This window comes from Tabrizicola sp. (genome assembly GCF_036781545.1).
Lineage (GTDB): Bacteria > Pseudomonadota > Alphaproteobacteria > Rhodobacterales > Rhodobacteraceae > Tabrizicola.
In genome coordinates this window covers 20,729-40,506 of the sequence record NZ_DAIQAT010000010.1, presented here as the reverse complement: position 1 = coordinate 40,506, position 19,778 = coordinate 20,729, and the positions used below count along the sequence as shown (strand labels likewise).

The window sequence follows — 19,778 nt, the reverse complement described above, 5'->3', positions numbered from 1 at the left end:
GCCGCCGCGCGGGAAGCCCAAGAGTTTTCTGGAAAATTCCTGGATTTGCTAAAGCCGGGCGTGCAAGCGGCTGGGGGCGGTGCCGAAGCGAGCGGTGAACGCCTTGGAGAAATGCGAGCGGGTGGCGAAGCCGCAGGCGGCGGAGATTTCCGACAGGCTGAGGTCGGTGCCGGACAACAGGTTCCGGGCATGGTCGAGCCGCATGTCGAGGTAGAACCGCGCGGGCGGCTGGCCGAGCGCCTTGCGGAAGATGCGTTCGACGTTGCGGCGGGAATAGCCGACGCGGGCGGAGAGGGCCTCCATCGAGAGCGGCTCCTCGATGTGGCGCTTCATCAGCTCAACCATGGCCGAGAGGCCGGGGTTGCGCAGTTGCGCGACGGCGGAAAGGGAGGAGCGCTGGCCGGGGTCGCGGCCGATGGCGACGCGGCGCAGGCACATGTCGAGGACCATGGTGGCGAAGGCCTCGCCCTGGTCGCGGGCGATGATGTCGATCATCAGGTCGGTCGCCGCCGCCCCGCCACCGCAGGTGAGGATGCGGTCGTCGATCTCGAACTTGGTCTCGGCGGGGGTGAGGGCGGGGAACATCTCGCGGAAGGCGGGCTGGTTTTCCCAGTGCAGCGTGAAGCGGCGGTTGGTCAGCAGGCCCGCCTTGGCCAAAGCGAAGGGGCCGGTGCAGAGGCCCGCGACCGGGCCGCCGTGGCGGTGATGGCGCTGGACGGCGGCGACGAGGGCGGGGGTGATCGCCTTCTCGGGCTGGTTGCCGGCGCAGACGACCAGCGTCGCATCGCGGGCGGGGGTGCCGAGGGGGCCGTCGACCTGGACGGTCAGGCCGCAGGAACTGGTGGCGGGCTGGCCGTTTGCCGTGGCGGTACGCCAGGCATAGAGCGGGCGCTGCGACAGCTGGTTGGCAATGCGCAGCGGCTCCACCGCGGAAGCGAAGGCGAGGAGGGTGAAGGAGGGACAGATCAGGAAGTCGAAGGCGCGGGTCGGCGCATCGGCGCGGGCGGGGCGGAAATAGGCGGCGCCCGCGGGGATCAGCGGGGCGCTGTCGGCGCTCATGCCGGGGGGGCGCCGACGGCCCTGCGGTCGGGCGCGGGCGGGATCATCAGGCTTTCCAGCTTGGCCTTCACCGCCTCTGGCCAGGGCATCGAGGTGTGCTTGTCGAGCCAGGAGGCCGCCAGCACCTGTTCCACCGACCAGCGCTGTTCCTCGCCGCAGTGGATGGTGTGGCGCAGGCGCACCGAGGATTTGCCGACCTTCAGAATGGTGAGGCGGAAGGTCAGCGTGTCGCCGAAGAACGAAGGTTTCGAGAAATCGCAGGACAGGTGCACCGTGGGCGTGCCCCAGCGTTCGTTCCAGATGATCTCGTGCCAGGGCCAGCCGATATGGGCCCAGAATTCCTCGACCACGCCGTTCAGGATGTTGAGATAGGCCGGGTAATAGGCGGTGCCCGAGATGTCGCAATCGCCGAAATGCAGCATCCGGTCGGTGGTGAAGCAGACGGTCATCCGATCTCCCCTTTTGCGACAAGTTTGCCGGATTTTGACACGGTGCGTCAAGGGTTCCCAGCGCGATGTTGACAGCGCGAGGCGCACCTGCTTCGGTCAACCGCGACGTGAAGATATGCAAGGAGGGCCAGAGGTGACGCGGAACTCCGATATTCTTCAACAGGCACCGGACCTGATCTGGGGATCGCAGATCGGCACCTACGAATTGCGCCCCGCGACGGGGCAGCTGATCTGGTCTCCGGACCTTCTGCGGCTTTACGGGCTTGCCGGGGCGCCGCAAACCGAGGCGGCATTCCAGGACCTGATACATGCGGAGGACCGGCAGCGGATCAAGGATGAAACGCGGGACTATTTCGCGTCAGGCAATTCCAGTTACAGCCATACTTTCAGGATCGTGCGCCCCGACGGGGCGGTCCGCGTGATCCTGGACCGCGGCGCGATCGAACGCGATGCGGCGGGCAATGTGCTGGCGGTCCGGGGCTTCAACATCGACGTCACCGACGAGGCGCATCTGAACTATGGCTCCAAGCGGCGCTGGCGCGAAAGCGAGGAGCGCTACCGCAAGCTGTTCGACGCCATCGACCAGGGGTTCTGCATCGTCGAATACGATCTTGAGGCCGTGGAGGGCCGTGGCGACTACCGGGTGATTGAGGCCAACCCCGCCTTCTTCACCAAGACGGGTTTCCCGGAGGCCATCATGGGCCAGTGGCTGCGCGAGGCGGCGCCCGAGCTGGAGGAAAGCTGGTACGAAATCTATGGCGGGGTCGCGCGGACGGGTGAGCCGAGCCGTTTCGAGAACCATTCCGAGCTTCTGGGCCGCTGGTTCGAGGTCTATGCCTTCCGGCTGGAGTCGACCGAGCCCAAGCAGCTGGCGATCCTGTTCGACGACGTGACCGACCGCAAGGAGCAGCAGGAACATACGACGCTTCTGATCAACGAGATCAACCACCGCTCGAAGAACATGCTGGGGGTGATCCAGGCCATCGCGCGGAACACCGCGGCCAAGGATGCGACGGATTTCATCGCCCGCTTCGGCGAGCGGGTGCGCGGGCTGGCGGCGTCGAACGACCTTCTGGTGCGCAACGGCTGGCGCCCGGTGGAGCTGGATGCCCTGATCCGGTCGCAGCTTCAGCCCTTCGTCGGGGGAGAGGGTCGGCTGGCCCTGTCCGGCCCGCCGGTCGCCCTGTCGCCCGTTGCCACCCGGGCGCTGGGGATGGCGATGCACGAACTGGCGACCAATGCCGCGAAATATGGCGCGCTGTCCTGTCCGACCGGGCGCATCCAGCTGGACTGGTCGCTCGACCCCGGAGAGGAGGGAGCGGAGGACCGCTTCCGTCTGACCTGGGCCGAGGAGCGCGGCCCCCGGGTCTCCGAACCGCTGCGGCGGGGGTTCGGCTGGAAGGTGATGACGACGATGGTGGAATCGACCACCTCCGGGCGGGTCATCACGGAATACGCGCCGGAGGGTCTGCGCTGGCGGCTCGACTGTCCGAAAAGCGGGGTCCTGGCCTGAGCACAGGCAGGACTGGCCTGACGGGACGCTGGAGAGTTGCGCACATGACCCAAGACCTGTTCCTTGCCCTGCTGGGCTTCGCCTTCGTCACCTCGGTCACGCCGGGACCGAACAACATGATGCTGCTGGCGAGCGGAGTGAACTTCGGCTTCCGCCGGACGGTGCCGCATATGCTGGGGATCTCGGTCGGCCATGCGGTGATGGTCTTCCTGGTAGGGCTGGGGCTGGCCGGGGTGTTCCGGGCCTGGCCCCCGGCGCTGATGGTGCTGAAGCTCGCCTCGGTCGCCTACATGCTGTGGCTGGCCTGGAAGATCGCCCGCTCGGGCAGCCCCGGCGAGGGCCGGGCGAGGGCGCGGCCGATGACCTTCCTGCAGGCGGCGGCATTCCAGTGGGTGAACCCCAAGGCCTGGGCGATGGCGCTGGGGGCGGTCTCGGCCTATGTGAGCGAGCCTTCGGTCTGGGCCTATGCGGCGGTGGCAGCTGCCTTCTCGCTGGTCAACCTGCCTTCGGTGTCGGTCTGGGCCGGGGCGGGCCAGGCCGTGCGGCGCTGGCTGGAGGTGCCGGGGCGGCTGACGGCGTTCAACTGGGGGATGGCGGGACTTCTGGTCCTGTCGCTCTGGCCGGTGGTCGTCATGGACATCTAGCTGATCGCCCTGCCCATGCTACTGGCGCTTATTGCGCCGGGCGCCCGTGGCATCGCAAGTCCGCATCCTTGGCAAAGGGGCGGCACAATGCGGGCAGGCAGGATCATTCGAGGGCTGGGATTCGGCCTGGCAGCGGCTGTGGCCGCACTGGTGGGCTACCTGGCCTGCCTGCATCTCAGCGGCAATTTCCATGAAGTGCTGGCGGGCGAGCTTTACCGCTCGGCGCAGGTTTCCGGCGCGGATATCGGGATCGCCCGGAAAAGCCGGGGCGTCCGGAGCATCCTGAACCTGCGCGGAGCGGCCCCGGGAGAGGGCTGGTATGACGAGGAAATCGCCAGCAGCGCCGACCAGGGGATTGTCCATGCGGATTTCGCGATGTCGTCCTCGCGCGCCATCGGGCCAGAGGAGGCGGCGCGGCTGATCGCGCTGATGCGGGACATGCCGAAGCCGTTACTGATCCACTGCCGCCGCGGATCGGATCGCACCGGGCTGGCGGTCGCGCTGTATCTGGCGGCGATCAGCGGGGCGGAGGAGGAACGGGCCGAGCGGCAACTGTCGCTGCGATACGGACATTTCGCCGTGCCCTGGCTGTCGGAGGCTTGGCCGATGGATGAAAGCTGGGAGCGGCTGGAACCGGTTCTCGGCTTTGCCGACAGCTGAGATCAGCGGACCCACAACCCTTCGCGTTTGAGCGTGTTGCGGATCACCTGTTCGCGGCGGGGCAGGTTTCCCCGGTCGAAAAGCGCGCGGGCCTTCGCGCCCTCGCCTTGGATCACCATGCGCTTGAAGGCGTCCCAGTGCCGCAAGGCGGGGCGGAGGGCGGGGTCGGCGGCGATGCTCTCCAGCAGCGCGACGGCGCGGTCGCTTTCGCGGGCGTAGAGAAGGGGAAGTGTCCGGTAGTGGCAGGTTGCCGTCCCGTCGAGGGGGGCGAGATCAGGACCGGGGCGGGTGCCGCCGAAGGAATGGATGACGAGCGGCAAGGCGATCTGGTCGAGCCAGGGATAAAGCTCCTGGCAGATCAGCGCTTCGGGCGGATTGTCGCGGATCTCCTTGGCCCAGGCGAGGAAGCGGTTGCCGAAGGCTTGGGGGCTTTGGTGGAAGAACCAGCCCGCGTTGAAGTAGAGGTAGCGCTGCCAGTAATCGTCCGGGTGGCTGCTGTCCCAGGAACTGGCGAAATCCAGGCCGAAGCGGTCGTAGAGCGCGGCCCAGGTTTCGCGCAGGGTGGGGCCGTAGAGCTCTACCTTGGGCCAGGTGTTCTCGCGCCGCATCGAGGCGGAGGGTCTGCCGAAGTCGAAGGGGATGTCGCCGACAGGTCCGGTGATCAGCGTATCGGTGTCGAGGAAGAGAAAGGGCGCGTCGGGCAGGGCCGCCAGCGCCTCGATCTTGTTGCCCTGCGGGTAGTCCGAGCCGAAGGCGCGGCTCTCGAAGGGCAGGATCGTCGCGCCGAGCGTGGCGAGCAGCCTGCGGCTGCGGTCAGAGATGCGGGGGTTGTCGCGCCATTTCGGGCCGGGCTGCGGTTCGGCGATGAAGAGGGTCCCGGCGAAGCCCGGATCGGAGCGGCGGAGCGAGGCTGCCAGCAGGATCGCCTCGTGCTCCAGCCGCCCGGACTGGGCGATGGCGAGGAGATTGAAGCTCATTTCCGGGGGGTGAAGCGCAGGCTGAGGCAGGACATGCCGCCGTCGATCTTCGCGCATTCGGTATTGCCGATCTCGCGGACGGTGAAGCCCGCGGCGGCGATGGCATCGCGCGTCTTCGGGAAACCGGCGGGCATCAGCACCAGATCGTTGAAGCGGATGGTGTTGGCGGCGGCCTCCTCGCCCTCGGCCACGTCGATGATCCGGTAGCCCTCGAAACAGCCCGAGGCTGCAAGGCGCGTGGTCGACAGGATCGTGTCCACGTCCAGAAGCGAGCAGTCCGTCTTGAAATGCAGGACGCCGGGGGGCGTATGCACCTCGCGGACGGCATGTCCCCAGGGGGCGACAAGGCGGGCGAGTTCGGCGACGCCTTCGGCATTGGTCCGGGCCGAGCGGCCGACGAGGATCTCGCGTTCGGTGACGAGGATGTCGCCGCCCTCGATGAAGCTGTCCGCGCCGGTGATGGCGACCACCTGGCCGTAAAGCGCGCGCAGATGGGGTTCCATCTCGGCGGCCTCGCCCAGGCGGGAGGGCGCGCCGGGCCGCATGACGACGGCACCTTGCGGCAGGCAAAGGGCGGTGTCCTCGACGAAGACCGAGTCGGGATAGGCGTCGAGCGGCGGAAGCTCGATGACGGTCGCGCCGGTCTCTTTCAGCGTGGCGACATAGGCGGCGTGATGTTCCTGCATCAGCGCAAGATCCGGGTTGCCGGTATCCACCGCGCGCAGCCCTCGGGTGATCGAGGCGGCCGGGCGGCGCGTGATGGCATGGGTGAACTGGGTGGAAAAGGACATGGCGACCCCCGTGTTGCGCCAAGGGTGTCGCATCCCCGGCAGTCGCAGGCAAGGGGGATGGGTGCGGCGGGCCGGATATGCTAGGCAGGCAGGCGAAAGCGAGGGCGCATGACGATCACCCATGAGGACGAGCTGGCGGGGCTGCAAGCCATCGGGCGGGTCGTCGCGGATACGCTGCAGGCCATGGCGCGGGCGATGGAGCCGGGGATGACCACGCGCGAGCTGGACGGGATCGGCCGGACCCTGCTGGAGGCGGCGGGCGCGCAATCGGCGCCGGAAACGAGCTACGGCTTCCCCGGCGCGACCTGCATCAGCGTGGGTGAAGAGATCGCGCATGGCATCCCGGGCGACCGGGTGCTGAAGCCGGGCGATCTGGTCAACATCGACGTCTCGGCGGTGAAGGACGGCATCTTCGCCGACACCGGCGCAAGCTTTGCGCTGGGCCCGGTGCGGCCGGAGGTGGACCGGCTGTGCCGCGACGGGCGGCGCGCGATGCAGGCCGGGATTGCCGAGGTCCGCCCCGGCCGCCCCCTGGCCGAGATCGGCAATGCCATCGGCCGCTTTGCGGCGCGGCGGGGCTATTCGCTGATCCGCAATCTTGCCAGCCACGGCATCGGGCGGGCCCTGCACGAATATCCCGAGGAGATCGCGACCTGGCCGAACCGCGACCGGCGGCGGATCCATCGTGGGCTGGTGCTGACGGTGGAGCCGTTCCTGTCGCTGGGGGGCCAGCGAGCCGTCGAGGCGCGCGACGGCTGGACGCTGACTGCCAGCCCGCGCGCGCTGGCGGTCCAGTACGAACATACCGTGGTCGCGACGGATCGCGGGGCGCTGGTGGTGACGCGGCCCTCAGCGGGTTGACGTCGGGCGGTGGCCGCGAGGGTCGGAAGCGGCAAGGTTGCGGGATTCAGTGTCCGCAACTGGCGGGTTTCATCGCGAAACCACTGACAGCAAACGGCTTGGCGTCCGTCCCAAGGCGTTGTTCTTGCACACATTTCCGGAGGAAATGGTGGGCGACCCTGGAATCGAACCAGGCGTGGGTCGCCCCGGGGGAGTTACAGTCCCCTGCCGCACCTTGCAGCTCGTCGCCCGCCGGGGGTTCGTCTACCCAAGGGGGCCGGGGGCGTCAAGGGCGGATCGGGGGTGCGTCGGGCAAGATTTCGGCTTGCATCGGGACCGGCCCTTGCGCAAAGGTCCGGGCTGGTTTTTCAGGGGGTCGGGCACATGGCAGCGGGTGGCAAGAAACCGGCCTGGGTGGTGGAGAAAGAGCGCGGCGAGCGGCGCGAGGCGCGCGAGACCGTCTGGCTTTTCGGCCTCCACGCCGTTCGCGATGCGCTGGCGAACCCCCGGCGCGAAAAGCTGCGCCTGGTCGTCACCAAGAATGCGCTCGACAAGCTCGAAGGCGCGGTCGCGGCCTCGGGGATGACCGCCGAAGTGGTGGAACCGCGCCGCTTCGACGTGCCGATCGACGAAGGCTCGGTCCATCAGGGGGCCGCGGTCGAGGTCAGGCCGCTGAACTGGGGCCGGTTCCAGGATGTCTGTGCGGCGGGCGAAGGGCTGCCGCTGGTCGTCCTGCTGGACCGGGTGACGGACCCGCACAATGTGGGGGCCATCCTGCGCTCGGCCGAGGTGTTCGGGGCGCGGGCGGTCATCGCGCCCAAGCACCATTCGGCGCCGGAGACCGGGGCCCTGGCGAAGACCGCCAGCGGTGCGCTGGAGCGGCAGCCCTATCTCAAGGTGACGAACCTGGCCGAGGCGATGGGGGCGCTGAAGGACATGGGCTTCACCCTGATCGGCCTGGATGGCGAGGCGCCGGTCGCACTGTCCGAGGCGGTGGCGGGAGCAAAGGGGCGGCCCATCGCGCTGGTCCTTGGGGCCGAGGGGCCCGGCCTGCGCGAGAAGACGCGGGAGACCTGCGATCTGCTGGCGCGCATTCCCTTCGCCGGGGCCTTTGGCAGCCTCAACGTCTCGAACGCCGCCGCGGTGTCGCTTTACGCGGCCACGGCCGGGATTCGTTCGTGATCACAACTCTGCGACACATCTTTAAGCGGGCCTTCCGTTATCTAAATGAAAATGAGGAGGCACGGGACCGGAACCCCGTACTCTCTTCACTGTCCCTCGTTCCGCGACTGGGCGTCTGGGCCTGACCCGGGCGCCCTTTTTCTTTCGGGAGTGACCATGACCACAGACGCCGAACTCCGAGACATCCTGACCCGCGTGAAGACCATCGCCGTCGTCGGCTGGTCGCCGAAGCCCGACCGCCCCAGCCACGGGGTCGCAGCCTTCCTGAAGCGGCGGGGCTACCGGGTGATCCCGGTCAATCCGGGCCAGGCCGGGCAAAGCGCCCTGGGCGAAACGGTGGTGGCGACGCTTGAGGAAGCGGGGCCGGTCGACATGGTCGACATCTTCCGCCGCAGCGAAGAGGCGGGGGCGGTGGCAGACGAGGCGGTGCGACTGGGCGCGAAGGTGGTCTGGATGCAGCTGGGCGTGGTGGACGAGGCGGCGGCGGAGCGGGCGCGGGCGGCGGGGGTGCAGGTGGTGATGAACCGCTGTCCGGCCATCGAAGTCCCGCGCTTGGGGCTATAAAGGGCAAAATCCTTCGAAGGATTTTCCCAAATCTTTTCGAAAAGATTTGGGATGTTCGGCGGTCAGCGCTTCGCCTTTTCTTCGATCCCCGAGGTACCCTCGCGGCGGTCGAGTTCGGCCAGCACCTCGGCCAGCGTCACGTCCCGCGCGGCGAGCATGACGAGGAGGTGGTAGAGCACATCCGCCGCCTCTGAGGTGAGCCGCGCGCGGTCCCCCTTGACCGCCTCGATAATGGCCTCGATGGCCTCTTCCCCGAATTTCTCGGCACATTTCTCCGGACCCTTGGCGAGGAGCTTCGCCGTCCAGGAAGTTTCCGGGTCGGCCCCCTTGCGGGCGGCGATGGTGGCGGCGAGCTTTTCCAGGCTCATGACAGCCTCACGAGAGTCGAACGGGGATGCCGGCGGCGGCCATGTGGGCCTTGGCCTGACCGATGGTGAAGGTGCCGAAATGGAAGATCGAGGCGGCGAGGACGGCGCTGGCGTGGCCTTCGGTGATGCCCTCGACCAGGTGGTCCAGCGTGCCGACGCCGCCGCTTGCGATGACGGGGATGCTGACTGCGTCGGCGATGGCGCGGGTCAGGGGCAGGTTGAACCCGGCGCGGGTGCCGTCGCGGTCCATGCTGGTGAGGAGGATCTCGCCCGCGCCCTTCGCGGCGACGGTGCGGGCGAAGTCGACGGCGTCGATCCCGGTCGCGCGGCGGCCGCCGTGGGTGAAGATTTCCCATTTGCCGGGGGAGACGGTCTTGGCGTCGATGGCGACCACGATGCACTGGCTGCCGAAGCGGTCGGCGGCCTCGGCGACCACATCCGGGCGGGCGACGGCGGCGGAGTTGAAGCTGACCTTGTCGGCACCTGCCAAGAGGAGCTTGCGCACGTCCTCGGGTGTCCGCACGCCGCCGCCGACGGTGAGGGGCATGAAGCACTGCTCTGCGGTGCGGGTGACGAGGTCGTACATCGTGGCGCGGTTGTCTTCGGTCGCCATGATGTCGAGGAAGCAGAGCTCATCCGCCCCGGCGGCATCGTAGGCCTTGGCGGCCTCGACCGGGTCGCCCGCGTCCACCAGATCGACGAAATTGACGCCCTTCACCACGCGGCCGTCGGCCACGTCGAGGCAGGGGATGATGCGGGTCTTGAGCATGGGGGGAGGAATGGCCCGCGCGCGGGAGAAAAGCAAGCGGGAAGCTGCCCGCGCGCGGGCAGTTTGGCCGGGGGTTTGAAATCAAGGGCTTGGCTACGGGCATTAACGTTTTGGCAAGCTTTGCCCGCGGGTCAGTTGGCCATCCGCGCCACCGCCCCGCGCGAGATCAGGATGTGGAAGGGCATCACCAGCCGCAGATAGGCCCGGCCCCAGAGGTTATGGGGGTGGACCCAGGTCGACATGTAGAGGCGGCCCCCGGACCGGATCAGTCCGATGCGGAAATCGAGGTGGCGGTCATCGGTACCGAGGATGATCTCGTCATCGGTCTCATGGCCGGTGGGGAAGATCGGGCGGTCGGGCTCTCCTGTCTTGAGGCCGAAGGGGCGGACGAGAGTGTTGCGGAGGGCGAGGAGACCGCGCGCCCAAGGCGGAAGCGTAAGACCCCGAGTTGCTGCCTCGCGCGGGGAAAGGGTGGAGGCGACGGAATAGCAGTCGAGAAAGTCGCCGGGCCGGTGGAGGGACCAGAGCGAGGAGGCGGAGGGCAGGGTATCGGTGCGGATGGGCATGGAGGGAGGATGCGCGCGTTCCGGCAGAAGGGACATGGGGCGCGAGGTCGCGGGGCGCGGGAGAGAGTTGCAGGCAGCGGTTGGCGGTGCTTTCCTGTGTCGGTGTAAGGCTGGTTCTTCTGCGCGGCGCACGACGATGCTGGCAATAGCAATTGGTCGGCGAGATGTTTTAGTTGGGATCACGACGCTGGCGATTGCGCCGGGAAGTTGAAATGCTGTTGAGGTGGAAATGGCGCAGGTCTGGACGGTAGGTTTTGATGAAGGCTACAAAGTCACATTAAGCGCAGACTTCCCTGATGGCGATCTGCGGAAGACGGAATATGTGGATCGTACAAAGGACGTCTTAAGTGTCGGTTTTGATTTTCCTGCTGGGGACAAACGCCTCGGCCGGGCACTAAAGCCCAACAATATCCCTACGAAGTTCCGTTGGGGGGGGAGCGCTGAGAGGATGCCGGACCTGATGCTGTCGCATTCGGTGATGCTGGCCAGTGACAAGGTAAAAGATATCATCGAAGGGCTGGAACCAGGCGTGCACCAGTTCTTTCCGCTGGAAACCTGGGCGAAGGGCAATACGCCCGCGCGGCGGATGTATCTGATGAACATCTGCAACCGACTGGACAGCGTTGACCGGAAGAAAACAACAAAACCAATGCGCGATCAGCACAGCTGGCGCAACGGAAAACCCGGCGAACTCGTTTTCAGCCTCGCTCAGATCGGTGGGCACAAGCTTTGGCATGACAAGCACATCTTCGACAACATGTACTTCATCGATGACGTGAAGAACGCCTTTGAGGCAGCAAGTGTTTCCGGCGTAAAGTACTTTGGTTATCGGGCGGAGTAGGATCATGGGACAGTTCGCACACTTGGGTGAAGTCGAAGGTCTGAACCAGATCGCCATTCCAATTCTGCGAACTGATCCGGCCAATGCCAACAAGGCACATCGTAGGGTGCGTGATTTCACGCACCATCCATCGTCCCCACCCGTGAAATTTCAAACCCTGCCACGGCGTACGCCCCCACCATGGTGCGTGAAATCACGCACCCTACGGGACAATAGCCAGCGCTAGGGTGGAACCCACCGTTGCGCGGCTGCATGGGCGGAATGGTGGGTTGGCACCCAGCCTACAGCTCAACCGGTTCATGTGGTGCAAGCCCGGACGCACCATGCGCCGGCAGATCGCCCAGCCGGCGAAAGGGGCTGCTTCGGCCAGCCGTCGTCAGGTGCGGAGCGCCTTCAGCGCCGCGCCCAGATCAATCGCGCCGTCATAGAGCGCGCGGCCGGAGATGGCGCCGGCGATCACGCCGGTGTCTCGAAGGGCGATCAGGTCTTCCATCCGGCTGACACCTCCGCTGGCGATCACGGGGATCGTCACGGCGCGGGCGAGGGCTTCGGTCGCTTCGATGTTCGGGCCTTGCATCGCGCCGTCGCGGTCGATGTCGGTGTAGATGATCGCGGCGACTCCGGCATCTTCGAACGAGCGGGCGAGGTCGGTGGCCATCACGTCGGTTTCCGTCGCCCAGCCTTTCGTCGCCACCCGGCCCTTGCGGGCGTCGATGCCGACGGCGACCTTTCCGGGGAAGGCGCGGGCGGCCTCGCGGACGAGGGTGGGGTTTTCCACGGCAACGGTGCCGAGGATGACGCGAGACAGGCCTTTTTCCAGCCACATCGCGATGGTTTCCATGTCGCGGATGCCGCCGCCGAGCTGGGCGGGGACGCTGACGGCGTTCAGGATCGCCTCGACCGCCGCGGCGTTGACCGGCTGGCCGGCGAAGGCGCCGTTCAGGTCGACGAGGTGCAGCCAGTCGCAGCCCGCCTGCTGGAACTTCAGCGCCTGGGCGGCGGGGTCGTCGCCGAAGACGGTGGCCGCCGCCATCTCGCCGCGCAAGAGGCGGACGCATTGGCCGTCCTTCAGGTCGATGGCGGGGTAGAGGATCATGGCCGGGCTCCGTGCGTTGCGCGGTCTTTGGCACGGGCTGCGGCGAATGGAAAGAGCGGCAAAGCGACCCGACGTCACGCTTGATCGGTTTCGCGGCTGGGGCAAAGTCGGGCCGAGGAGATTGCGGAGGAGGACGCAAGGATGAAGGTTTTCGCTTTTGCCGCCGGGCTGGCAATGCTGGCGGGCGCGGCCTGGGCCGATCCGGTCGAGGGGGTCTGGCAGACCAAGAAGGATGACAACGGCAACTTCGGCCATGTGCAGATCAAGCCCTGCGGCCCGGCGTTCTGCGGGGTGCTGATCAAGGCCTTCAACGGCGAGGGCAAGGCGATCGAGAGTCCCAATGTCGGCAAGCGGATCGTCTGGGACATGGTGGCCTACCCGGACGGGCTCTACGACGACGGGCAGATCTATTCGCCGGACCGCGACAAGACCTACAACGGCGACATGACGCTGTCGGGCGACAGCCTGAAGGTGCGGGGCTGCGTGCTGGGCATCTGCCGCGACGGGGGAACCTGGAAACGGGTGAAGTAAGGCGCAGATTCCGGGTCGCCAATCGCCGCGGGCCGGGGCAGGGTCGCGCGGGCAGGAGGTGACGGATGCGCGGCAGTGACTGGCTTTTGCTCTGGACCCTGTCCCTGTTGTGGGGCGGGTCCTTTCTGTTCAACGAACTGGCCTTGGCGGGGCTGCCCGCGCTGACCGTGGTCTGGGGCCGGGTGGGTCTTGCGGCGCTGATCCTGTGGGGGGTGATGCGGGCCAGGGGGGCGGCGCTGCCGCAAAGGAAGATGTGGCCGGCGCTGCTGGTGATGGGCCTTCTGAACAATGCGGTGCCCTTCACCTTGTTCGTGCTGGCGCAGGGGCAGATCACCGGGGCGCTGGCCTCGGTCCTGAACGCGATGACGCCGGTCTTCACCGTGCTGGTGGCGCATGTGGCCACGGCGGACGAGAAGCTGACCCCGGCGCGGGGGGTGGGTGTCGTGCTGGGCTTCGCGGGTGTGCTGGCGATGCTGGCCGATGGCGGGATGGCGGGCACGCGCTGGGCGCTGGTGGCCTGTCTGGGGGCGGCCTTGAGCTATGCGCTGGCCAGCGTCTGGGGGCGGCGGTTCCGGGCGGCGGGGCTGACGCCCCTGGCCACGGCCTTCGGGCAGGTGACGGCGAGCTCGGCGCTGATGCTGCCGGTCTGGCTGGTGCTGGACCGGCCCTGGGGGCTGGACTGGCCGGGCTGGGAGCCGGTGCTGGCGGTGGTGGGGCTGGCGAGCCTGTCCTCGGCGCTGGCGTATCTGATCTTCTTCCGCATCCTGGCGCAGGCGGGGGCGACGGCGGTGTCGCTGGTGACGTTCCTGATCCCGATCTCGGCGGCGGGTCTGGGCTGGCTGGTCCTGGGCGAGCGGCTGGAGCTGCGGCAACTGGCGGGGTTGGGGCTGATCCTGGCGGGGCTGGCGGTGATCGACGGGCGTCTGTTCCGGCGGCGTTGACCGGGCGGGGATGGGGGCGCAGGATGGCGGGATGCGACCCGAGGCGATCCTGGAAACCGCGCTCTACGCCCGCGACCTTGCCGCGGCGAGGGCGTTCTATGGCGGGCTGCTGGGGCTGCCGGTGATCGCCGAGGTGGCGGGGCGGCATGTGTTCTTCCGGGTTGGCGCCGGGGTGCTGCTGGTCTTCGACCCGGAGGCGACGGAGGTTCCGTCGCACAATCCCGCGCTGCCGGTGCCGGTGCATGGCGCGCGGGGGCCGGGGCACATGTGCTTCGCGGCCACGCGCGCGGAGATAGCTGTCTGGCGCGAGCGGTTGACAGCGGCGGGGGTCGCGGTGGAGGCCGAGTTCGACTGGCCGAACGGGGCGCGGTCGCTGTATGTGCGCGATCCGGCGGGCAATTCGGTGGAGTTTGCGGAAGCGAGACTCTGGGCCGGGGACTAGCCGAAGATCGACCAGCCGGTGCGGCGGGCCAGCATCTCCAGCGCCTCGGTGCCGAGCTGCGAGTTGCCCTGCGCGTTCAGGCCGGGCGACCAGACGGCGATCGAGGCGCGGCCGGGTGCGATGGCGAGGATGCCGCCGCCCACGCCGGATTTGCCCGGCAGGCCGACGCGGAAGGCGAATTCGCCCGAGCCGTCATAGTGGCCGCAAGTCAGCATCAGCGCGTTGATGCGCCGGACCCGCTCGGGCGCGATGAGATGCTGGAGACCGGCCAGGAAGCGGCCGGAGCGGGCCAGTTGCTCCACGGTCATGGCGATGGCGCATTGGTGGAAATAGGCGCCGAGGACATGGTCGGGCGGGTTCGTCAGATTGCCCTGCGAGGCCAGGAAATGCGCCAGGGCGAAGTTGCGGTGGCCGGTCAGGGTTTCCGACCGGGCGACGGATTTGGCGATGTGGATGTCCTCATCCCCCGCCGCGGTGCGCAGGAAGGTGAGAAGTTCCGCCAGATATTCGCGCGGGGGACGGCGTCCGAGGGCGGCATCGGTGGTGACGATGGCGCCTGCGTTGATGAAGGGGTTGCGCGGGATGCCGCCTTCGCTTTCGAGCTGGAGGATCGAGTTGAAAGCAAGACCCGAGGGTTCGCGCCGGACGCGGGTCCAGAGCTGGTCGCCGAGGCGGCCGAGCGCGATGGCCAGGCCGAAGACCTTGGAGATCGACTGGATCGAGAAGGGGATGGCGCTGTCGCCGGCGGACTGCAGGGTGCCATCGGCGAGGGCGACAGAGATACCGAACTGGCCGGGACCTATGGCGGCAAGCTCGGGGATATAGTCGGCCACTTGGCCGCGGTCGGTGCGCGATGCCATCTCGGCCGCGATTTCGGCGAGATGCTGCGCGATCCGGTCGCTCATGGCGTCCAGCGCAGGAAGTTGCCGATCAGGCGCAGGCCGGGAGCCTGGCTTTTCTCGGGGTGGAACTGGGTGCCGAGAATATTGTCGCGACCGACGATGGCGGTGATCGGGCCGCCGTAGTCGCAGAAGGCGAGGCGGTGGGCCGGGTCGGCGGTGCGGAAGTGCCAGGAGTGGACGAAATAGGCATGATCGCCGGTGGCGATGCCGTCGAGAACGGGGTGGCGCCGTTCGACGACCAGATCGTTCCAGCCCATATGCGGGACTTTCAGGCTGCGGTCCCCGGGCGCGATCTTCACCACTTCGCCCGGAATCCAGCCGAACCCTTCGGTCAGCCGGTATTCGTGGCCGTGGCTGGCCAGCATCTGCATTCCGATGCAGATGCCGAGGAAGGGGCGGCCCTTGCGGATGACCGTCTCCTCGATGGCTTCGAAGAGGCCCCCGTGTTGCCCGAGGGCCATGCGGCAGGCCGGAAAGGCGCCGTCGCCGGGCAGGACGATGCGGTCGGCGCGGGCCACGTCCTCGGGGCGCGAGGTGACGAGAATGTCACCGCCGCCGACTTCGGCCGCCATGCGCTGGAAGGCTTTCTCGGCGGAGTGCAGGTTGCCGGAATCGTAGTCTACGAGGGCGGTGAGCATGTCTTTGTCCGGGTAGCGCGGGCCGAGAGCGTGGGGGCCTCCGGCGGGGATATTTTGGCAAAGATGAAAGGCTAGAGCGCGCCCTTGGTGGAGGGGAGCGCGTCGCCGAGGCGGGGGTCGGGTTCCACGGCCTGCCGCAGTGCGCGGGCGACGGATTTGAACGCGGCCTCGGCGATGTGGTGGCTGTTCAGGCCGTGCAGCTTGTCGACATGGAGCGTGATGCCGCCGTGGGTGGAGAGCGCCTGGAAGAATTCGCGGACGAGCTCGGTGTCGAAGGTGCCGATCTTTCCGATGGGGAAATCGACGGTCCAGATGAGATAAGGCCGTGCCGAGAGGTCTAGCGCGGTGGCGATCTGAGCATCGTCCATCGCCAGGCGGAAATGGCCGTAGCGGCGGATGCCGCGCTTGTCGCCCAGAGCCTGCGCGAGCGCTTGGCCGAGGGCGATGCCGGTGTCCTCGACCGTGTGGTGATCGTCGATGTGCAGGTCGCCCGTCGCGCGCACCGTGAGGTCGATCAGGCTGTGGCGGGCCAGCTGGTCCAGCATGTGGTCGAAGAAACCGACGCCGGTCTGGCAGTCATGCTTGCCGGTTCCGTCGAGATTCACGGTGACGGAGATCGCTGTCTCGGCGGTGGTGCGGGTGACGGTGGCCTGGCGCATGGGCGGTTCCCCTGATGACGCGGGCCTTATAGGATGCGGGGGGCGGAAGGGGAAGGCGGTTCGGGGCGCAACTGTCGGCAGAGGCGGTAGTGCGGGGATCAGCCGGGAGTCGCAATCGGCCGGGGGAGGGAATCCCCCCGTTGCAATCGGGAAACAAAGGCGTATCCCCTTTGGCCAGATTCTGGTCTTGATATGGCCCAGACTTGCCGCAAGACAGTCCGGGAGGTCCGGGCAAGGCAGTCCCGGGTAAAATTTGGAGTTCAGTCAGGTCATGCCTGAGATTTTTCCGGTTCTTCTCTGCGGCGGGTCGGGCACGCGGCTCTGGCCGGTGTCGCGCAAGAGCTTTCCCAAGCAGTTCGTGCCGCTGGCGGGGCAGGGGACATTGTTCCAGGCGGCAGCGAGCCGGATGCTGGGGGCGCCGGGGGTGGCGTCGCCGCTGGTGATCACCAATGCCGACTTCCGCTTCATCGTGGCCGAGCAACTGGCCGCGGAAGGCATCAAGCCGGCGGCGATCATGATCGAGCCTGCGGCGAAGAACACCGGGCCGGCGATCCTGGCGGCGGCGGCGCATCTGGCGGGGCTGCATCCCGAGGCGCTGCTTCTGGTCATGCCGACCGACCATGCGATCCCGGATATCGACGCCTTCCGCGCGGCGGTGGCGGCGGGGGTGCCGCGCGCGCTGGCGGGGCAGATCGTGACCTTCGGCATCCGTCCTGACCGGCCGGAAACCGGCTATGGCTGGATCGAGCTGCAATCGGCCCCGGTCGAGGGCGTGGCGCAGAAGGTGCAGCGCTTCGTCGAGAAGCCGGTGCTGGAGGCGGCCGAGGCGATGCTGGCCGAGGGGCGCTATCTGTGGAACGCGGGGATCTTCCTCGTTGCGGCCAAGGTCCTGCTTGACGCGGTGGGCGAGCATGCGCCGGACCTGCTGGCGCCGGTCGGCGAGGCGGTGGCGGGCGCGCGGGCGGATCTCGACTTCCTGCGTCTGGCCGGGGGGCCTTGGGCCGAGGTGCGCGACATCTCCATCGACTTTGCGGTGATGGAGAAGGCGGCGAACATCGAGGTCGTGCCCCTGGGCACCGCCTGGTCGGACCTGGGCGACTGGAACGCGGTCTGGCGCGAGAACGGCGGCGGGATGGTGGCGCAGGGCGCGGTCACGGCGATCGACTGCGAGGGCAGCCTTCTGCGGTCGGAGGTCGAAGGCCAGCATGTCGTAGGGATCGGTCTGAATGACCTGGTGGTCGTGGCGATGCCCGATGCCGTGCTGGTCGCCGACCGGACACGGGCGCAGGAGGTGAAGGCGGCGGTCAGCCAGATGAAGGCCCGGTCCGTCCGGCAGGCGGAGGTGTTTCCGCGCGACCACCGGCCCTGGGGCTGGTTCGAGACGCTGGCGCTGGCCGACCGGTTCCAGGTCAAGCGCATCGTGGTCAAGCCGGGCGCGGCGTTGTCCCTGCAAAGCCATGTCCACCGGGCCGAGCACTGGATCGTCGTCTCGGGCACCGCGCAGGTCACGGTCGGCGACGAGGTGAAGCTGCTGAGCGAGAACCAGTCGGTCTATGTGCCCCTGGGCGCGGTGCACCGGCTGACCAACCCGGGCAAGGTGCCGGTGGTGCTGATCGAGGTGCAGACCGGCGCCTATCTGGGCGAGGACGACATCATCCGCTACGAGGACATCTATGCCCGGGGCGATGAGAACGGGCCGGCGCGGTGACTGCGGCTGCGGTGCCCGAACTGTTCGACCGGCTGGCTATCGTCATGGCGCATCCGGATGACGAAGTGCTGTGGGCCTGTTCGGCGCTGCGGGCGGCGGAGCGGATCGTGCTGGTCTTCGGCGAGCTGAAATGCGGGCCGGAACTGACTGCGGGGCGGCGCGCGGCGATGGCGGCCTTTCCGCTGCCCACGCTGGACTGGCTGGAGATGGTCGAGGCGGGCAGCTTCGACAGCGCCTCCTGGCCTAACCCGGCGGAGACCGAGCACGGGCTGAAGCTGCATCCGTCGCTGCGGGTCATGTGGAGCTTCGATCCCGCCCGCTATCGCGCGCAGCTGGGCCTGTTGCAGGACCGGCTGCGGATCAGCCTGAAGGGCATGAAGAACGTGATCGCGCACGGGCCCTGGGGCGAATATGGCCATGAGGACCATGTGCAGGTGTTCCGCGCAGTGGCGGGGCTGGCGGGCGAGATGGGCTTCCGGCTGTGGGTGCCGGCCTATGTCGCGCCGAAGTCCGAAGCGCTGATGCGGCGGAACCTGCGCTTCCTGGGCCGCCCGACGCCGCCCTTGCCGGTCGACAAGGCGTTGGCCGAGGAGATCAGCGCGATCTACAAGCGCACCGAGACCTGGACCTGGTTCGACGGCTATGTCTGGCCGGATCGGGAATGGTTCCTGCCCTGGCATCCCGGAGGCGCGCCGGAGGCGGCGACCGAGGCGGATGTGCAGCGGATCGTCTTACCCCCGGATCATGAGGCGACCCGGCGGGCTCAGCTGGACTGGAGGCGCGAGCTGAAGCGGCGCTTCCTCAGCTGGAGGAACGGCCGGAAGGCGGGCTGAGCGCCGATGGGCCGGACGCTGACCTGCGCCTTCAGCCAGTGGAGCCCGGGCCTGGGCGACAACACCTTCATGGGCTGGCTGACGGTTTTCGTCTATGCGCTGGCCGGCGTGGCGACGGTCGCTGCGGCGCGGGCGATGGCGGCAGATCCCCTGTCGCGGCGCGAGCGGTTGTTCTGGGGGGGAGCGGCGGCGGTGATGCTGTTCCTGGCGGTGAACAAGCAGCTGGACCTGCAGACGCTCTTGACGATGATCGGGCGCTGCCATGCGCAGCTGGCCGGATGGTACGATGACCGGCGGGCGGTGCAGAAGCTGTTCATCCTGGCGGTCGCGGGCGGCGGGGTCCTGTCGCTGGGCGTTCTGGCACTGGTGCTGCGCGGCATTCTGGGCCGGGTCTGGGCGGCGCTTCTGGGGCTGGGCTTCGTCTGCGTCTTCGTGGTGATCCGCGCGGCGAGCTTTCACCATGTCGACCTTCTGATCTCGGGCACGGCGCTGGGGGTCAGGATCAACTGGCTGCTGGAATTGCCCGGCCCGCTTCTGGTGATCCTGGTCGCCCTGCGCCGCCGCCGGGCGGTGCGCGCGGACTGATCTTTGCCTGCGACGAATCAAAATCCGGGGCCGCGAACGCCCGGGAGGGCCAGATTTCGCGGCCTGTCGGTGCCGAATGTGGTGAATGGCTCACATTAACGGAAAATTCACCGTTTCGAAAATCCGCATAATTTCGTGCTTAGAACGAGTGGAGGGAACCGCCAATAGCGGGCCTTGGCGGGCTCCCTCGACTGGCCTTCGCCTGGCGCCATTCTGCGGC

General features: G+C 67.8%; 24 protein-coding genes and 1 tRNA gene. 13 read left to right on the top strand and 12 right to left on the bottom strand.

Annotation, left to right across the window (positions count from 1 at the left end):
- Nucleotides 1-48 precede the first annotated feature (48 nt).
- Nucleotides 49-1,059 carry a GlxA family transcriptional regulator gene (locus V7Q39_RS03705; protein WP_333815062.1) on the bottom strand — a complete coding sequence of 337 codons (1,011 nt, stop codon included), beginning with the start codon at nt 1,057-1,059 and terminating at the stop codon, nt 49-51.
- Nucleotides 1,056-1,508, bottom strand: a complete 453-nt coding sequence (locus V7Q39_RS03700; RefSeq protein WP_333815061.1) for an acyl-CoA thioesterase — start codon at nt 1,506-1,508, stop codon at nt 1,056-1,058. The genes V7Q39_RS03705 and V7Q39_RS03700 overlap by 4 nt, the downstream gene beginning before the upstream one ends.
- 133 nt (nt 1,509-1,641) lie before the next feature.
- Between V7Q39_RS03700 and V7Q39_RS03695 the strand changes: the two genes are divergently transcribed.
- The 3 genes from V7Q39_RS03695 (at nt 1,642) to V7Q39_RS03685 (ending at nt 4,325) form a co-directional block, all read left to right on the top strand.
- Nucleotides 1,642-3,021, top strand: a complete 1,380-nt coding sequence (locus V7Q39_RS03695) for an HWE histidine kinase domain-containing protein (protein ID WP_333815060.1) — start codon at nt 1,642-1,644, stop codon at nt 3,019-3,021.
- Between the two features lie 44 nt (nt 3,022-3,065).
- Nucleotides 3,066-3,665 (top strand): LysE family translocator, encoded by a 600-nt coding sequence (locus V7Q39_RS03690; protein ID WP_333815059.1) that lies wholly within the window; start codon nt 3,066-3,068, stop codon nt 3,663-3,665.
- Between the two features lie 87 nt (nt 3,666-3,752).
- A complete protein-coding gene (locus V7Q39_RS03685; protein ID WP_333815057.1) occupies nt 3,753-4,325 on the top strand; it encodes a tyrosine-protein phosphatase in 573 nt (190 codons plus the stop codon).
- Between the two features lie 2 nt (nt 4,326-4,327).
- Here V7Q39_RS03685 and V7Q39_RS03680 read toward each other — a convergent pair whose 3' ends face one another.
- Complete coding sequence (locus tag V7Q39_RS03680; protein WP_333815055.1) at nt 4,328-5,302, bottom strand: hypothetical protein; 975 nt, start codon at nt 5,300-5,302, stop codon at nt 4,328-4,330.
- Nucleotides 5,299-6,093, bottom strand: coding sequence for a dimethylarginine dimethylaminohydrolase family protein (locus V7Q39_RS03675; RefSeq protein WP_333815054.1), 795 nt, complete (start codon nt 6,091-6,093; stop codon nt 5,299-5,301). Before V7Q39_RS03675 ends, V7Q39_RS03680 begins: the two co-directional genes overlap by 4 nt.
- Before the next feature lie 108 nt (nt 6,094-6,201).
- On the opposite strand from V7Q39_RS03675, the gene map reads away from it, so the two are divergent.
- Entirely contained in the window at nt 6,202-6,954 is a 753-nt protein-coding gene (map, locus tag V7Q39_RS03670) for a type I methionyl aminopeptidase (RefSeq protein ID WP_333815053.1), read from the top strand.
- A 146-nt stretch (nt 6,955-7,100) separates the two neighbouring features.
- Here the strand turns inward: map and V7Q39_RS03665 are convergent.
- A tRNA-Tyr gene (locus V7Q39_RS03665) sits at nt 7,101-7,184 on the bottom strand.
- 133 nt (nt 7,185-7,317) lie between these two features.
- Here V7Q39_RS03665 and rlmB point away from each other — a divergent pair.
- Nucleotides 7,318-8,115 (top strand): 23S rRNA (guanosine(2251)-2'-O)-methyltransferase RlmB, encoded by a 798-nt coding sequence (gene rlmB, locus V7Q39_RS03660; RefSeq protein WP_333815051.1) that lies wholly within the window; start codon nt 7,318-7,320, stop codon nt 8,113-8,115.
- Between the two features lie 156 nt (nt 8,116-8,271).
- Nucleotides 8,272-8,679 carry a CoA-binding protein gene (locus tag V7Q39_RS03655; RefSeq protein WP_333815049.1) on the top strand — a complete coding sequence of 136 codons (408 nt, stop codon included), beginning with the start codon at nt 8,272-8,274 and terminating at the stop codon, nt 8,677-8,679.
- A 62-nt stretch (nt 8,680-8,741) separates the two neighbouring features.
- On the opposite strand, the gene V7Q39_RS03650 is transcribed toward V7Q39_RS03655, so the two are convergent.
- The 3 genes from V7Q39_RS03650 to V7Q39_RS03640 all read right to left on the bottom strand — a co-directional run bounded on the left by V7Q39_RS03650 (nt 8,742) and on the right by V7Q39_RS03640 (nt 10,382).
- Nucleotides 8,742-9,047 (bottom strand): phosphoribosyl-ATP diphosphatase, encoded by a 306-nt coding sequence (locus V7Q39_RS03650; RefSeq protein WP_333815048.1) that lies wholly within the window; start codon nt 9,045-9,047, stop codon nt 8,742-8,744.
- 7 nt (nt 9,048-9,054) lie between these two features.
- On the bottom strand, nt 9,055-9,816 hold the full coding sequence (hisF, locus tag V7Q39_RS03645) for an imidazole glycerol phosphate synthase subunit HisF (protein WP_333815047.1): 762 nt from the start codon (nt 9,814-9,816) through the stop codon (nt 9,055-9,057).
- A gap of 131 nt (nt 9,817-9,947) precedes the next feature.
- Complete coding sequence (locus tag V7Q39_RS03640; protein ID WP_333815046.1) at nt 9,948-10,382, bottom strand: DUF2867 domain-containing protein; 435 nt, start codon at nt 10,380-10,382, stop codon at nt 9,948-9,950.
- 229 nt (nt 10,383-10,611) lie between these two features.
- On the opposite strand from V7Q39_RS03640, the gene V7Q39_RS03635 reads away from it, so the two are divergent.
- Entirely contained in the window at nt 10,612-11,223 is a 612-nt protein-coding gene (locus V7Q39_RS03635) for an imm11 family protein (protein WP_333815045.1), read from the top strand.
- A gap of 376 nt (nt 11,224-11,599) precedes the next feature.
- On the opposite strand, the gene hisA is transcribed toward V7Q39_RS03635, so the two are convergent.
- On the bottom strand, nt 11,600-12,319 hold the full coding sequence (gene hisA / locus V7Q39_RS03630) for a 1-(5-phosphoribosyl)-5-[(5-phosphoribosylamino)methylideneamino]imidazole-4-carboxamide isomerase (protein ID WP_333815044.1): 720 nt from the start codon (nt 12,317-12,319) through the stop codon (nt 11,600-11,602).
- Nucleotides 12,320-12,460: 141 nt separating this feature from the next.
- Between hisA and V7Q39_RS03625 the strand changes: the two genes are divergently transcribed.
- The 3 genes from V7Q39_RS03625 to V7Q39_RS03615 all read left to right on the top strand — a co-directional run bounded on the left by V7Q39_RS03625 (nt 12,461) and on the right by V7Q39_RS03615 (nt 14,233).
- The gene (locus tag V7Q39_RS03625; protein WP_333815043.1) at nt 12,461-12,850 is read left to right on the top strand and encodes a DUF2147 domain-containing protein; all 390 of its coding nucleotides are present in this window, start codon (nt 12,461-12,463) and stop codon (nt 12,848-12,850) included.
- Between the two features lie 65 nt (nt 12,851-12,915).
- Nucleotides 12,916-13,791, top strand: a complete 876-nt coding sequence (locus V7Q39_RS03620) for a DMT family transporter (protein ID WP_333815042.1) — start codon at nt 12,916-12,918, stop codon at nt 13,789-13,791.
- Between the two features lie 31 nt (nt 13,792-13,822).
- Nucleotides 13,823-14,233 (top strand): VOC family protein, encoded by a 411-nt coding sequence (locus V7Q39_RS03615; RefSeq protein ID WP_333815041.1) that lies wholly within the window; start codon nt 13,823-13,825, stop codon nt 14,231-14,233.
- Here V7Q39_RS03615 and V7Q39_RS03610 read toward each other — a convergent pair.
- The 3 genes from V7Q39_RS03610 to hisB form a co-directional block, all read right to left on the bottom strand.
- On the bottom strand, nt 14,230-15,138 hold the full coding sequence (locus tag V7Q39_RS03610) for a glutaminase (RefSeq protein ID WP_333815040.1): 909 nt from the start codon (nt 15,136-15,138) through the stop codon (nt 14,230-14,232). The two genes, V7Q39_RS03615 and V7Q39_RS03610, sit on opposite strands and share 4 nt — an antisense overlap.
- The gene (gene hisH, locus V7Q39_RS03605; RefSeq protein ID WP_333815039.1) at nt 15,135-15,773 is read right to left on the bottom strand and encodes an imidazole glycerol phosphate synthase subunit HisH; all 639 of its coding nucleotides are present in this window, start codon (nt 15,771-15,773) and stop codon (nt 15,135-15,137) included. The genes V7Q39_RS03610 and hisH overlap by 4 nt, the downstream gene beginning before the upstream one ends.
- A gap of 71 nt (nt 15,774-15,844) precedes the next feature.
- Nucleotides 15,845-16,432 (bottom strand): imidazoleglycerol-phosphate dehydratase HisB, encoded by a 588-nt coding sequence (hisB, locus tag V7Q39_RS03600; RefSeq protein ID WP_333815038.1) that lies wholly within the window; start codon nt 16,430-16,432, stop codon nt 15,845-15,847.
- 271 nt (nt 16,433-16,703) lie between these two features.
- On the opposite strand from hisB, the gene V7Q39_RS03595 reads away from it, so the two are divergent.
- The 3 genes from V7Q39_RS03595 to V7Q39_RS03585 are packed head-to-tail and all read left to right on the top strand — an operon-like array spanning nt 16,704 to nt 19,558.
- The gene (locus V7Q39_RS03595) at nt 16,704-18,140 is read left to right on the top strand and encodes a mannose-1-phosphate guanylyltransferase/mannose-6-phosphate isomerase (protein ID WP_333815037.1); all 1,437 of its coding nucleotides are present in this window, start codon (nt 16,704-16,706) and stop codon (nt 18,138-18,140) included.
- Nucleotides 18,137-18,973 (top strand): hypothetical protein, encoded by an 837-nt coding sequence (locus V7Q39_RS03590; RefSeq protein WP_333815035.1) that lies wholly within the window; start codon nt 18,137-18,139, stop codon nt 18,971-18,973. The genes V7Q39_RS03595 and V7Q39_RS03590 overlap by 4 nt, the downstream gene beginning before the upstream one ends.
- 6 nt (nt 18,974-18,979) lie before the next feature.
- Nucleotides 18,980-19,558 carry an isopropylmalate isomerase gene (locus V7Q39_RS03585; protein WP_333815034.1) on the top strand — a complete coding sequence of 193 codons (579 nt, stop codon included), beginning with the start codon at nt 18,980-18,982 and terminating at the stop codon, nt 19,556-19,558.
- Nucleotides 19,559-19,778 lie beyond the last annotated feature (220 nt).